General features: G+C 62.9%; 14 protein-coding genes. 6 read left to right on the top strand and 8 right to left on the bottom strand.

The window, feature by feature from the left end; genetic code table 11:
* Position 1: 1 nt before the first annotated feature.
* On the bottom strand, positions 2-1,681 hold the full coding sequence (gene kaiC / locus CYG48_RS03475; RefSeq protein ID WP_118849098.1) for a circadian clock protein KaiC: 1,680 nt from the start codon (positions 1,679-1,681) through the stop codon (positions 2-4).
* Between the two features lie 204 nt (positions 1,682-1,885).
* Between kaiC and CYG48_RS03470 the strand changes: the two genes are divergently transcribed.
* From CYG48_RS03470 to CYG48_RS03450, 5 genes are all read left to right on the top strand, one after another.
* A complete protein-coding gene (locus CYG48_RS03470) occupies positions 1,886-4,594 on the top strand; it encodes a DUF2339 domain-containing protein (protein ID WP_118849097.1) in 2,709 nt (902 codons plus the stop codon).
* Positions 4,595-4,647: 53 nt separating this feature from the next.
* Positions 4,648-5,241, top strand: coding sequence for an HD domain-containing protein (locus CYG48_RS03465; RefSeq protein ID WP_199925270.1), 594 nt, complete (start codon positions 4,648-4,650; stop codon positions 5,239-5,241).
* Positions 5,242-5,250: 9 nt separating this feature from the next.
* Complete coding sequence (locus tag CYG48_RS03460; RefSeq protein WP_118849096.1) at positions 5,251-6,099, top strand: MOSC domain-containing protein; 849 nt, start codon at positions 5,251-5,253, stop codon at positions 6,097-6,099.
* Positions 6,100-6,276: 177 nt separating this feature from the next.
* Positions 6,277-7,176 carry a DMT family transporter gene (locus tag CYG48_RS03455; RefSeq protein WP_118849095.1) on the top strand — a complete coding sequence of 300 codons (900 nt, stop codon included), beginning with the start codon at positions 6,277-6,279 and terminating at the stop codon, positions 7,174-7,176.
* Positions 7,177-7,281: 105 nt separating this feature from the next.
* Complete coding sequence (locus tag CYG48_RS03450; protein ID WP_118851477.1) at positions 7,282-8,523, top strand: MFS transporter; 1,242 nt, start codon at positions 7,282-7,284, stop codon at positions 8,521-8,523.
* Between the two features lie 3 nt (positions 8,524-8,526).
* Here CYG48_RS03450 and recO read toward each other — a convergent pair whose 3' ends face one another.
* Positions 8,527-9,279 (bottom strand): DNA repair protein RecO, encoded by a 753-nt coding sequence (gene recO / locus CYG48_RS03445; protein ID WP_118849094.1) that lies wholly within the window; start codon positions 9,277-9,279, stop codon positions 8,527-8,529.
* A 182-nt stretch (positions 9,280-9,461) separates the two neighbouring features.
* Between recO and CYG48_RS03440 the strand changes: the two genes are divergently transcribed.
* On the top strand, positions 9,462-9,857 hold the full coding sequence (locus tag CYG48_RS03440) for a hypothetical protein (protein WP_118851476.1): 396 nt from the start codon (positions 9,462-9,464) through the stop codon (positions 9,855-9,857).
* Between the two features lie 86 nt (positions 9,858-9,943).
* Here CYG48_RS03440 and era read toward each other — a convergent pair whose 3' ends face one another.
* The 6 genes from era to CYG48_RS03410 form a co-directional block, all read right to left on the bottom strand.
* The gene (gene era / locus CYG48_RS03435) at positions 9,944-10,882 is read right to left on the bottom strand and encodes a GTPase Era (protein WP_118851475.1); all 939 of its coding nucleotides are present in this window, start codon (positions 10,880-10,882) and stop codon (positions 9,944-9,946) included.
* 10 nt (positions 10,883-10,892) lie between these two features.
* Entirely contained in the window at positions 10,893-11,606 is a 714-nt protein-coding gene (rnc, locus tag CYG48_RS03430) for a ribonuclease III (protein WP_390920606.1), read from the bottom strand.
* Positions 11,606-12,355 (bottom strand): signal peptidase I, encoded by a 750-nt coding sequence (lepB, locus tag CYG48_RS03425; protein WP_118849093.1) that lies wholly within the window; start codon positions 12,353-12,355, stop codon positions 11,606-11,608. The genes rnc and lepB overlap by 1 nt, the downstream gene beginning before the upstream one ends.
* 102 nt (positions 12,356-12,457) lie before the next feature.
* Entirely contained in the window at positions 12,458-12,862 is a 405-nt protein-coding gene (gene acpS, locus CYG48_RS03420; RefSeq protein WP_118849092.1) for a holo-ACP synthase, read from the bottom strand.
* Between the two features lie 158 nt (positions 12,863-13,020).
* Positions 13,021-13,176 (bottom strand): DUF3563 family protein, encoded by a 156-nt coding sequence (locus CYG48_RS03415; protein WP_118849091.1) that lies wholly within the window; start codon positions 13,174-13,176, stop codon positions 13,021-13,023.
* 101 nt (positions 13,177-13,277) lie between these two features.
* Positions 13,278-13,880: a DedA family protein gene (locus CYG48_RS03410; RefSeq protein WP_118851473.1), complete on the bottom strand. Its 603-nt coding sequence runs from the start codon at positions 13,878-13,880 to the stop codon at positions 13,278-13,280.
* Positions 13,881-14,004 lie beyond the last annotated feature (124 nt).

The following is a 14,004-nucleotide window of genomic DNA, read 5'->3' as shown; positions in this document are numbered from 1 at the left end:
GTCAAACACGACGGCTTTGTTCCATGAGAGCGCGGTCGGCTTCCAGTTGCGCCCGGTAATTCTCTTCTCCCAACCGCAAGCGGTTGAGTTCCGCCTCGTCGGCCTGCATCTCGGCCTGCAAGGCTTCGATCTGCGCCTGCGCCTGCCTTCTGCGTTTTCCGACCGATTCCGACAGCCGTTCCACTTCCGCGCGCCGCGCAAACTCCGCGCGGCGAAGCTTTGCTTCCTCTGCACGCCGGGCCGAGCCAGTGAGCGCACGCCCCTCGCCGAGGTAAGGCGGGATCAGCGTAATGCCCGTGTCGCTCATCACGAACTCGCGCACCTGGTTGGAGTGCGACATGCCGCGCGCCTTCAGCAGATATAGCTCGCGGTTGAACTCGCCGTTTGCCTCGCGGTTCAGGAGCAAGATCCATGCATCCATCAACGAAGACATGCCCACATCGGTTTCAGTCGCGCCGTCCTGAGAATGCATGAGGTGCGAGAAAACGCCGGTAATGCCGTTCGACTTGAGGAAATCCACCATCCGCAACAGCATGGCCTGAACTTCCAGCTGGTCGGCATTGCCGATAAAGGCGGAAATCGGATCGAGGACCACCAGCGACGGCCCGAAACGCTGAACCTCCCGCAACATGACGGCCAGGTGCATTTCCAGACTGTAGAAGGTCGGACGGGCAGCAATGTGACGCAGCATGTCCTTGTCCATGTATGGCTGCAGGTCGACGCCGATCGAGCGCATGTTGCGGACCGACTGTGCCGCCGACTCCTCGAACGAGAAGTAGAGCGCCTTTTCGCCACGCGCGCAGGCGGCACTTGCAAAACAGGCCGAGACGGAGCTTTTGCCGGATCCCGCGACGCCACTCAGCAGGATGCTGCTGCCGCGATGGAAACCGCCGCCGCTCAGCATCGCATCGAGATCCGCGATGCCGCTCGAGATCGGCTCGTCATAGACCTTGTGGTTGAGGCCGAGCGCGCTGACTGGCAGGACGGAGAAGCCATCTTCGTCGATGAGGAACGGATATTCGTTGGTGCCGTGCGCCGTGCCACGATACTTGACGATCCGCAGGCGGCGGGTCGAGACCTGGTTGTGGACACGGTGGTCGAGCAGCAGGACGCAATCAGAGACGTATTCTTCCAGCCCCTGGCGCGTCAGCGTGCCATCACCACGTTCTGCGGTGATGACGGTGGTCATGCCACGGTCCTTCAGCCAGTCGAACAGGCGCCGGATCTCGGCACGCAGGATGGCCGGATTGGTGAAGGCCGAAAAGAGGCTTTCGATCGTATCGAGAACGATGCGCTTGGCGCCGACCTGCTCGATGGCAAGTTCCAGCCGCAGGAACAGCGCCTCGAGATCGTAATCGCCAATCTCCGCGACTTCGGAAGGATCGACCGCGATATGCTCGATCCAGATCTTGCCCTCGTCGATGAGCTTGTCCATCTCGAAGCCGAGGGACGCGACATTGTTGATGATATCGACAGGGCGCTCTTCGAAGGTGACGAAAACGCCCGGCTCATCGAACTGGCGCGCGCCGTTCAGAAGAAAGGTCGAGGCAAACAGCGTCTTGCCGCAACCGGCCGAGCCGCAGACGAGCGCCGGCCTGCCAGTGGGCAAGCCACCGAGCGTCAGCTCGTCGAAACCATCGATTCCCGTGGGTGACTTGGTGATCCCCTTGGATTCCGTCATCTATGTCCGCCCCCGTCCAGTCCCACCAACCTGGACCGGATATTCATTGAAGTCCAAGCGCTTGCCCATGAAATAGAGAAGTGACGGAAAATAACAACACTTTCCACCGGCTGCTGATGAATTTGCACGCAATGGTTGGCGCTTCCCTTCTTTCCCAAGCCGACTGTATAACCCTTGGAACAAAACTGTCAGGTGAGCGTGCCGATGATTGAAATCCTCCTCCTTGTTCTGGTGCTCACGATGGTCGGCATGCATCGCCGCACGTCGGCCCGCGTTTCCGAGCTGGAGAAGGAGGTACAGGCGGTCAAGGTGGAGCTTTCACGCCGCCAGGTGGCGCCTGCAGAGGCTTCCGATCAAGCGCTTCTGGAAGCGGTGATCGGCACCGATGCCGCCGCAGAACCGGAGGCTGCCACGGCCGCGCCGGACGCCATGGCCGAAATGCCGGCGATCGTCGAAACGGTCGAGGAGCCGACACCTGCAGAAGCCGATGCGGGCCGCCGCAAGGAGAGCCTTGAGAGCTACCTCGGCGCCCGCTGGCCGGTGTGGGTTGGTGGCGTGGCGCTCGCCTTCGGCGGCATCTTCCTCGTGCGCTACTCGATCGAGGCCGGCCTGCTCGGCCCCGCCGCCCGCCTGACGCTTGCCTGCCTCTTCGGACTGGTGCTGATCGCCGGTGGCGAGATCCTGCGCCGGCGGGCCATGCCGCAGATGTCGCAGCGCTTCAACAATGCCATGGTGCCAGGCGCGCTCACCGCTGCCGGCGCCGTGACGCTGCTTGGCGCGACTTTTGCGGCGCATGCGATCTACGACTTCATCGGGCCGGCCACCGCCTTCCTGCTCCTCGGGCTGATCTCCTTCGGCACGATCGGGCTTTCGCTGCTGCATGGGCAGGCGCTGGCGGGTCTCGGCCTGCTGGCCTCGCTGCTGACGCCCGCGCTGGTGTCCACCGACGAGCCCAATGCCAATGCCCTCTTCGGTTTCCTGGCGCTGACCTGGCTTGCCGTCGGCGCCGCCTCGCGCATCCGGGAATGGACCGTGGTGCCGATGCTCGCCAATATCGGCATGGGGCTGTGGGTGACGCTTTATGTCATCGGTGTGGAACCGTTCGACCCGCTGCCGCCGGCGCTCGCAATGATCGTCACCATTGCCGGGACCGGCTTCTTCTGGCCCGGCAACGCGTATGCACTGGCAGACGACGGTCGGCCCGGCTGGTGGGGCCTGCTGCGGCGCCCGCCGCTCAATGTCATCCTTTCGCTCTCGCTGATGACGGTGTTGCCGGCGCTCGCCATGCTGGCCGTGCCGGCTGCGCCGACGGCGGACATGCTTTTTGCCTCAGGCGCGGTCATCGCCGCGCTGGCCGCAGTGGGCGCGAGCCGCGTCTATGCGCCATGGGCAGCGATCATTGCGGCCGCCGGGGCAGTGCTGGCCGTTGCCGGCACCGCCCTCACCTGGCTCGACTTCTATGCGCCGACGCCGATCGCCGGCCAGGAAACACCGATCAAGACCTTCACGCCGGAGATCGCTGTCAGCCTGCTGCTGGGCGGTGTCTTTACCTTGCTCGGTTTTGCATTCCTGCGAGGCTTCCGTCGCGAGCGCGAGTTCTCGATGCTATGGGCTTTCCTGATGCCGGCCGTGCCGGTGACGCTGGCGACGATCAGCTTCCTCAACTTCGGCAATCTCGGCCGCGACTGGACGCATGGCCTCTATGGACTGGCGCTCGGGCTGGTGCTGCTCGCCGGCACCGAATGGCTGTCGCGCCGGACCGACGATGCGCCTGACGCCATGGACTGGCCGGCCAACCTGCTCGTCGCCGGCTCCTTTGCCGGCTTCGCGCTGGCGCTGCACACGCTGACGAACGGCATCACCACTACGATTGGGGTGGCACTGCTCGGCTTTGCCTATGTGCTGACGATGCGCGTGAAGACCTGGCCCGCCCTGCCCTGGATGATGGCGGCCGCGATCCTGATCGTTTTCGGCCGCATTGCCTGGGAGCCGACGCTGATCGGCCCGAGCAGCCTTGGCACCACGCCGTTCTTCAACGCACTGCTGCCGGGCTACGGCATCCCGACGCTGCTTGCGATCGTTACCGCCTGGATGCTGAAGGACTTGCCGGATGTGCGCATCCGCAACGTGATGCAGGCCCTTGCCTCGCTTGCTGCGCTGATCACGGTCGCGGTGCTGGTGCGCCACGCGATGAATGGCGGCGTGCTCGACAGCCGCACGCCAACGCTTGGCGAACAGTCGATCTATACGCTGGTCACCGTCGGCTTCTCCGGCGTGCTGATGATGCTCGACTTCAAGTCGCCGAGCCCGGTCTTCCGCTGGGGCTCGATGCTGGCCGGCGTGGTGGCGACGCTCAACGTGCTGTCGCTGCATGTCTTTGCGCTGAACCCCTTCTTCAGCGGCGAAAACACCGGCCCTTGGCCGTTCTTCAACCTGCTGTTCCTGGGCTATCTCCTGCCGGCGCTGGCCTATGGGATCGTCGCCTACCAGGCGCGCAACCGCCGCCCGCAGCCTTACGTGGCGATGCTGGCGGTAGCCGGGGCGATCCTCGGCTTCCTGTGGGCGACGCTTTCGGTGCGCCGCTTCTGGCAGGGCGAGAACATTGCCGACTGGAAGGGCTTCCTCGCCGGCGAGACCTATACCTATTCGGTGGTCTGGCTGCTGATCGGCGTGCTGCTGCTCGTGCTCGGCTCACGGCTTGATGCAAAGAGCCTGCGGCTGGCATCTGCGGCGCTGGTGCTGACAGCTGTGGCGAAGGTCTTCCTGATCGACATGTCAAACCTCGAAGGCATCCTGCGGGCGCTATCCTTCATCGGGCTTGGTGCAGTCCTGATCGGCATAGGGCTGTTCTACCAGCGGATCCTGGTGAAGAAGACCGACCATCCGGCCGACAACGGGGAAAAGACGGCGTGACAGCTTCCATCAGTTCTGCCTTTGCACCGCATGAGGAGCTTGCGGCGCGCCTGATGCCGTTTGCCGCCGAGGGTGACGACGGCTCGCACGACATTGCCCATATCCTGCGCGTCTTCAAGAACGCCATGCGCATCCAGACGGAGGAAGGCGGGGACGCGATGATCCTAGCGGCGGCGGTGCTGCTGCATGACTGCGTGTCGGTGGAAAAGAACTCGCCGCTCAGGTCGCAGGCGTCCAGGCTTGCGGCGGAGAAGGCGTCGCAGATCCTGACCGACCTCGGCTGGAGCACGGCGGATGTGGAGGCGGTGGCGCATGCCATCCTCACCCACAGCTTTTCCGCCAATATCGCGCCGGAAACGCTGGAAGCGAAGATCCTGCAGGATGCCGACCGGCTCGATGCGATCGGCATGGTGGGTGCGGCGCGTTGCTTCTACATTGCCGGCCGGATGGCGTCCAGCCTCTACGACCCGATCGATCCGCTTGCAAAGCAGCGACCGCTGGACGACAAGTCCTATGCCATCGACCATTTCGAGGTGAAGCTTTTCAAGCTGGCGGACGGGTTCCAGACCGCCACTGGGCGCACACTCGCGGCTGAGCGGCACCAGCGGCTGATGGCGATCCGCGACATGTTCATGGACGAAATCTAGGAGACCGGCATGCGCGTCGCGCAATTGAACTTTTACCCCCTGAAGAGCGGACGCGGGATCTCCCTCACCCAGGCGCAGATTGCGCCGGAAGGCATTCCGGGCGACCGGCGGATGATGCTGGCCGAGCCGAACGGCATGTTCGTCAACCAGCGCGACATGCCGGTGCTGGCGCAGCTTGAGGTCTATCCGGAAGACGATGGCTTCCGTTTTGCCATGAGCGGCAAGGGCGAGTTCCGCGTCGCAGGCCCGACGCCCGACAAGCGCGCCGATGTCGAGGTTTGGAAGACCATCGTCAATGCGGCGGTGGCGGATGCTCAGACCAACGCCACCCTTTCGTCCTGGCTCGGGCGCGAGGTGCAGCTTGTGTTCTTCGATGAGCAGGCCAAGCGGACGGCGAGCGCGGAATGGGCGGGACCGGACACGCCGGTGACCTTTGCCGACGGCTACCAGGTACTCGTCACCACGACCGGCTCGCTGGCTGGTCTTAATGCCGACATGGAAAAACATGGCGAAGGTTCGGTCGGCATGGAGCGTTTCCGCCCGAATATCGTGATCGACCATCCCGATCCCTTCGATGACGACCAGTGGGAGGCGATCGAGATTTCCGGCGTCCGCCTGGAGTTCGTAAAACCCTGCTCCCGCTGCATCATGACGACGCAGGACCAGGTGACCGGATCGCGCGATGTACCGAGCCCGATGCCGGCAATGGGACGCGTGCGGATGTCGGCAGACCGGCGCGTGCCTGGCGTCCTGTTCGGCTGGAACGCCGTGCCCCGCTCCACCGGACTGATCAAGGTCGGCGACGAAGTAACGGTTCTCGGCCGCCACGAGGCGTGGCCGATCAAGCAGCGGGCTTGAAACAAAGCCTCGTGCCAGAATGTTAGCGCCAAACGCATGGCTGCTATTCCGAATCAGTGATTGCGGCAAACACGTCACTGCAGCCAAAACGGACGGGCGATCCACCGCCCCTCCAGTCCCTCCGCACCACGACCAACGGCCATATGGCCGTGGTCGCGCCCGAAAGATGACTGCCTCATGACACCTCGGTCCACCGGACTTCTCTTCGCGCTGACGGCGGTGACCATTTTCGCAGTTCAGGACGGGATCTCGAAGCACCTCGGCACCGCTTATCCGCCGATCTTCATCACCATGATCCGCTACTGGGCCTTTGCGGGCTTTGCGGTGTTTCTTGCCGGCCAATCGTCAGCGGGCATTCGCAAGACCGCGGGTGCAAACCGGCTGTGGCTGCAGATTTCACGCGGCGTGCTGCTCGCCACCCAGATCGTCATTTCGATCTTTGCCTTTTCGCGCGTCGGCCTTGCGCAGACGCATACGATCTTTGCCGCCGCACCGCTTGTCGTCGCCTGCCTGTCGGTGCCGATCCTCGGCGAAAAGGTCGGCTGGCGGCGCTGGACAGCGATCGGCATCGGCTTCATCGGCATCCTGATGATCATCAACCCGCTGCAGGCGAGCTTCGATGCCAAGATCATCATCCCGATCGTCGGCACGGTGATGTTTGCGCTGTATTCGGTGCTGACCCGGCTTGCGAGCCGTAGCGACAGTGCCGACACCGCCTTCTTCTACACCGGTGTGGCGGGTGCTGCGGCGATGACGCTGGTCGGCCCCTTCTACTGGTCGCATATCACCTTCGGCGACTGGTTCTGGATGCTGGTGCTGTGCATGACCGGCATGTCCGGCCACTGGCTCCTCATCCGCGCTTATGCCGTGCTCGATGCGGTTGCCGTGCAGCCAATGTTCTACGTGCAGACCGTGCTCGTCTGCATCATCGGAGTGATGCTGTTTGGCGAGGTCATGACGCTCAACATGGTGGCCGGTTGCGCGGTTGTGATCGCGGCCGGCATCTTCACGATCTGGCGCGAGGCAAGGCTTGGCCGCAAGCCGCATGGCAAGGTGGATCCACCCGGCACGCCGTGATCGGTTGTACACGCTCCATCAAAAGCGGTGATGGATAGCTTGCGGAAAAGTCGTTTTCCCGATAGCTGCCGGCGGAGTATGATCCGGGCGCATCAGGAGGTTCCCATGCCCATATCCAAATCCCCGGCAAGCCGCAGTTCAATGCCCTGGCTGATCATCATGTCCGGCGCCTTGATCGCCATGCTGACCTTCGGGCCGCGTTCGGCCATGGGCTTCTTCCAGCTTCCCATGCTGCAGGATACCGGCTGGGACCGCTCGACCTTCGGTCTCGCCATGGCCATCCAGAACCTCGCCTGGGGTCTCGGCCAGCCGTTCTTCGGCGCGCTTGCCGACAAATACGGCACTGGCCGCGTGCTCACCTTCTCGGGCGTCCTGTATGCCGCAGGACTTCTGCTGATGTCGACGGCGCATTCCGTGCCGATCCTGCATCTGTCGGGCGGCGTCATGGTCGGCCTTGCCGTTGGCGCCGGTTCCTTCGGCACCATTCTTTCCGCCTTTGCCCGCAACGTGACGCCGGAGCAGCGCTCGCTTGCCTTCGGCATCGGCACAGCCGCGGGCTCTGCCGGCATGTTCCTGTTTGCACCGCTCAGCCAGGCACTGATCAGCGCCTATGGCTGGTCCGACAGCCTTGTCGTGATGGGCTTCATGATGCTGCTCGTGCCGCTGCTTGCCTATCCACTACGCGGCAACTCACAATCCGGCACCCAGTCGAAGAGCGAGGTGCAGCAGACGATGGGCCAGGCGCTGCGCGAGGCCTTCAGCCACCAGAGCTACCTGCTGCTGACCTCCGGCTTCTTCGTCTGCGGCTTCCAGGTCGCCTTCATCACAGCTCATTTCCCGGCCTATCTCGGCGATATCGGCATCGACGCGCGTTATGCGGTGATCGCCATGGCATTGATCGGCTTCTTCAACATCATCGGCTCGCTCGGTGCCGGCGTAATCGGGCAGCGCTACTCGAAGCCTTATTTCCTCGCCTACATCTATATCGGCCGCTCGATTGCCGTGACGGCCTTCCTGCTGTTGCCGCAGACGCCCTTCTCCGTCGTGGTCTTCGCGATCGTCATGGGCCTGCTGTGGCTTTCCACCGTGCCGCCAACGAACGGGCTTGTCGCCATCATGTTCGGCACCCGCCACCTTGGCCTCCTTGGCGGACTGGTGTTCCTGTCGCACCAGGTGGGCTCTTTCCTCGGCGTGTGGATGGGTGGCGCGCTCTACGACCGGTTCGGCTCCTATGATCCGGTCTGGTGGCTTGGCGTGGCGCTTGGGCTGTTTGCCGCGATCGTGCACTGGCCGATCAAGGAAAAGCCCATCGATCGGGCACCGGCGAAACTCCAGCCGGCGGAGTAATTCTTAGCCCGCCTGCCGATCCGGCTTCTGCGACAAGGCTTTCAACGCCGCCTGGACAAAACCGTCCCGGGCGGCGTTTTCCGTCAGGCCCCGCGGTTCATAGACGTGCCGGTGCAGGAAATGCCCGGTAAGGCGGAATGCGGCGGCCATGCCATCGCGATCGGCGGCGCGTGCCGCTCCTTCGGTGAGGAAATCCGGCAGGGCGAGCATCCGGTCGGCATAAGGCGCCCCGGCATCCTTCGAGACGGCGCGGCCGCTTTTCGGCGAGACGTAAACGAGGCTGTCGCGCCGTCCGGTTGCCGCGCATTCCGTCAGGTCGAGGCCGAAGCCGAGGTCGTTCAGGACCGCAAGCTCGAAGCGCACGAAAAGCTCGCCGGCATCGGCCGGATCATCCAGGGCTTCGAGAATGACATCCAGCGCCTCGAACAGATGCGGGTGCGGGTCCCGCTCCGGCAGGAGCCGCAGCAGAGCGCCCATGGCCTGCACACCATAAACGGCGGTCGCGGTCTCCATCATCTTGGCGGCACGCAAGCGGACCGGTTCCAGCTTGAACTCTCCCAGGTGCTCGTCGAGCCGGGCGCGCCAGACGGCTTCGACACGGTTGCCTGCCTGCAGGACCGGCTGCATGGCGCGCGAACGCCCACCGCGAACGAGCCCGAGATGGCGGCCGCGGGTGCGCGTCATTACCTCGGCGATGACGCTCGTCTCGCCATGGCGTTTGACGCCGATGATGATTGCCTCATCCTGCCACTGCATGCGCCGCTTCAACATCCTTCCAAGATGATTCAGTTCTAGCCGATAAGTCGTTCAGGCTGAATCGGTTTCTGCCAATGGGCGTGATCGGTAATGTTCCAAATATCTGTCGCTGGGCTGGAACAAATTCGCTTCTGCCGCAATTTCCCTGCGCATCGGACGATTACCAGATCTGGGGAGACTTCATGAGAACCGCCGTCACCATTGCCGCCTTAGCCGCAGCCCTGCCCGCCGTCATCCTGGCGGCGCCGCCGGCGGCCGCACAATCCGCGCAGCTTGAACAGGCCTGCGTCATGGTGGCGAAGAATTTCCTGCTGATCCCGACGATCAAGACCGGCGTCGTGCAGTCGTTTCCCGAACTGGACCCGCCGGGTGCAAGGCTGACTTATTCCACCCGCGAGGACGCCAAGCCGACCGACTTCAACAACGAGGTGGAATGCGAGTTCGACAAGGCCCAGCCGCCGTTCAACCTGTTGCGCTTCTGCATCTCGAAAACCTGCTACGGCCCGAACGAAGCCGAACAGGAAAACCGTCGCCGCTACCAGGAAGTCAAGGCGCTGATGGACCGGCAGAAGAAGTGATGTAAGGCGCGTTTGGGGGGCGCCTGCCGCCCCCTGCTCCTGTGATCGATCAACTGGCTCGATCGCTACTGCCTCGCGGCACTGGCTTACCCCTTGGGGAAATCCAGTCCCATCTCGCGGAACCGCTCCGGGTCATCGCCCCAGTTCTCGCGAACCTTGACGAACAGGAAGAGGTGCACCGGCTGCTCGAGGATCTCGGCGAGTTCCTTGCGCGACGCGGTGGAGATTGCCTTGATCGCCTCGCCGTTCTTGCCGAGCGCGATCTTCTTCTGGCTTTCACGCTCGACGTAGATCACCTGCTCGATGCGAACAGACCCATCCTTGCGCTCTTCCCACTTTTCCGTCTCGACGTGGCTGGCGTAGGGAAGTTCCTGGTGAAGACGCAGGAAAAGCTTCTCGCGGGTGATTTCCGCGGCAAGCTGGCGCATCGGGAGATCGGAGATCTGGTCTTCCGGGTAATACCACGGGCCTTCCGGCAGCGTTTCGGCGAGATAGTCCATCAGGTCGTCACAGCCGGAGCCATTGGTGGCCGAGATCATGAAGGTGCGTTCGAAAGCGACGGACTCGTTTGCGGCTGCCGACAGCGCCAGCAGGTCTTCCCGCTTCACCTGGTCGATCTTGTTGAGGACGAGGATCTTCGGCTGCGGCACTTCCTTCAGGCCCTGCAGGATCGCTTCCGCATCCCCGCGAAGGCCGCGCTCGCTGTCGATAAGCAGCATGATGAAGTCGGCATCCTTGGCGCCGCCCCAGGCAGAGGTGACCATGGCGCGATCCAGCCGGCGACGCGGCTTGAAGATGCCGGGCGTGTCCATGAAGACGATCTGCGCGTTGTTGTGGATGGCGATGCCGCGCACGATGGCGCGCGTCGTCTGCACCTTGTGGCTGACGATCGACACCTTGGCGCCGACGAGGCGGTTCATCAGCGTCGACTTGCCGGCATTGGTGGGGCCGATCAGCGCCACAAAACCGGAATGGGTCGCGCCGGCTTCTGCTTCTTCGCCCGCGATGTGTTCTTCGTCGCTCATGTGTTCCATTTCATTCTTCGGCGGGCTTCTGCCACACACCTTCACGTTCTAGCATCTTTGTTGCGGCGACCTGTTCGGCGGCACGCTTGGAGCGATCGACGCCGGTTTCCGGCTCCACGCCCGTCACCTCCACCGTGACAGTGAAGCGCGGATCGTGGTCTGGTCCCGAACGGTCGTCCACGCGATAGGCGGGCGTCAGGCCGAACCTTGCATGCGCCCATTCCTGGAGCTCGGTCTTGGCATCGCGCCTTGCACCATCGGCCCGGGTTGCACGCTCGCCCCAATGCTTCAGGATGAAGGCGCGGGCCGCTTCCAGCCCACCATCAAGATAGAGCGCTGCGATCAGGCTTTCCACAACATCGGCGCGGACGTTCATCATCCGCTTGCCGGTGAGCTTCTTCACATCCGCGCCGGTGCGTATGAAGCGGTGCAGTTCGAGTTCGTCAGCAATCTCGGCGCAGCTTTCTGCGCTGACCAACTGGTTGAGGCGCACCGAAAGTTCCCCTTCGGCAGCAGCGCGGAACGTTCGGAACAACAGCTCGGCCACGCAGAGGCCGAGTACACGGTCGCCCAGGAACTCCAGCCGTTCGTAATTGCCGGTCTTGGCAGCACCGGTACTTGCATGGGTCAGGGCGCGGTCGAGCCATTGCTTGTCGGCAAAGCTATGGCCGATCACCGATTCAAGCTGACCGCGTTCCTCTGCCGACAGCGGCTTCGTTTTCATCAGTGGACGCCTTTGAAGATCCGGTCCCAACGCATGTTGGTCGGCCACTTCCAGATCTCGCGGAACGAGGTGTCGTTGCCAAGCGAGAAGAAGATGACGCTGGCGCGACCGACGAGGTTTTCAGCCGGCACCATGCCGACGTCAAAGCGGCTGTCGAGCGAGTTGTCGCGGTTGTCGCCCATGAAGAAGTAATGGCCTTCCGGCACGACGAATTCCTGGGTGTTGTCACCGCGCGAGACGGGCGAATGATCGAGCGTGTCGTAGGTGACGCCGTTGTCGAGCGTTTCGCGGTAGACCGGTACGTTGGTGCCCGGATCAAGGGCGTAATCGGAGGTGAAGGTGCCATCGACGACCTTCGGCACGGCCTGGCCGTTGACGTGCAGCACACCGTTGATCATCTGCACCTTGTCGCCCGGCAGGCCGATCAGGCGCTTGATGTAGTCGATGTCGGGGTGGCTCGGCAGGCGGAAGACGATGACGTCACCGCGCTTCGGTTCGCTGAACTGCAGGATGCGGCCCGAGAACAGGTTCGGCGAGAACGGCATGGAGTACTTGGAGTACCCGTAGGCGAACTTGTTGACGAAGATGTAGTCGCCGACCAGCAGCGTCGGCATCATCGAGCCGGAGGGGATGGTGAAGGGCTGGAAGAGGACGGTGCGGATCACCATTGCCAGCAACAAAGCCTGAATAATGACCTTGATGTTTTCCCAAAGGCTGTTCTGCGACTTCGTCTCGGCTCTGTCAGACACGTTCCGTTTTCTTTCTATCGTCAGCGGCGTGCCGCTTTCTAAACCCTTCGCAAAGCCGCGGCAATGGCTCATCCACCGCTTGGGCCCCGGACGCATGGTGCGTCAACCAGCGCTTGGCCTTGCTTCAATGACAACGAAGGCCTGTGCGTACGGGTATTCGTCGGTGATGGTGACGTGGATGAAGGCTTCGTGACCGGCCGGCATCATGGAGGCCAGCTTTTCACCCGCGCCATTGGTCAAGACCATGGTCGGCTTGCCGCTGGGCAGGTTGACGACGCCCATGTCCTTCCAGAAGACGCCTTGGGCGATACCGGTGCCAAGCGCCTTGGAGCACGCCTCCTTGGCGGCAAAACGCTTGGCATAGGAGGCGGCGCGGTTCTGCCGGCGATCGGACTTGTTGCGTTCGATTTCGGTGAAACAGCGGTGGGTGAAGCGTTCGCCGAAGCGCTCGATCGATTTTTCCACGCGACGGATATCGATCAGGTCGCTTCCCATGCCGATGATCATGCATTCTCCTGCGTCTTGCCAATCAGCATCAGGTGTGTGCTGAAGGGCTGGACGTCAAGCGCTTCATGCGGCGTTTGCAGCACGGCTCACAGCAAATGAGCGGCCGGGAGGCATCGGACCCGAACGAAACCGTCCGGGTACGCCAGTTATAAGCCGGATCAGAAACCGGTCTTGCGGAACAGGCCGCGGTCGATCTCGCGCATGCGGTACTCGAGGTCCACGCGGTCGCGGGCTTCGTTGAGATAGGCCATTTCGCGATCCTGGAACGAGGGGGCGCGGAAGGCACGGGCAAACTTGCGAACAGTGTCAAACATCTTTCTTCTTTCTCTTCTTTTGCGCTGCAGCAATATACGATCGGACGGCCCGCGTTACCAACGCTGGCAATGCCTGTCAGCCCTGCATCCAGAGCATGGCATCAGCTGGTATGCGGCTTGAAAGTGATCACCCGGTAGGCATAAGCGACAACGATGATGACGAAGATGCCGGTCGAGACCGGGTCTACATAGTCCTTCACCACCTCGTAGGCCTGGCCGAGCCCGTAGCCCGCGAAGGCGAGCGCTGCCGTCCAGATGACGCTGCCGACTGCCGAATACAGCAGGAACTGCCAGAACGGCATCCGGGCGATACCGGCCGGCACGGAAATCAGCGTGCGCACCGTCGGGATGAGGCGACCGACAAGCACCGACAGGCGGCCGTGACGACGGAAGCGTTCGCCCGCCGTCTCGATATCCTCCGGCGACATGGTAACCCACCGCCCGTGGCGGGCGGCGAAGGATTTGAGCCGCTTCTCTCCGAGCATGCGGCCCAGGAAATACCAGGGGATGATGCCGAGCAGCGATCCGACCGAGCCGGCAGCAACGACCGCAAAGATGCTCATGTCGCCCTGCGTGGAAAGGTATCCGGCAAGCGGCATGATGAGTTCAGAGGGGATCGGCGGGAAGATGTTTTCGAGGAACATCAGGAGCGCGATGCCGAAGACGCCGAACTGCTGCATCATGGAATGAACAAACCCTTCCATCGGCTCAGGTCCTCCAGCCCAGCCGCCGACGGAGATGGCCCGGTCGGCGGGCGGCGCATGCGGCATGTATGCTGGTCATGTCGTCATCCTTCGCGAAAGATGAGCGCATAACTCGCTCACCGAA

Origin of the sequence: Neorhizobium sp. SOG26, assembly GCF_003491345.1 — a bacterium.
GTDB lineage: Bacteria > Pseudomonadota > Alphaproteobacteria > Rhizobiales > Rhizobiaceae > Neorhizobium > Neorhizobium turbinariae.
The sequence above is the reverse complement of the archived record's forward strand: the minus strand, read 5'-3'. Positions and strand labels throughout refer to the sequence as shown.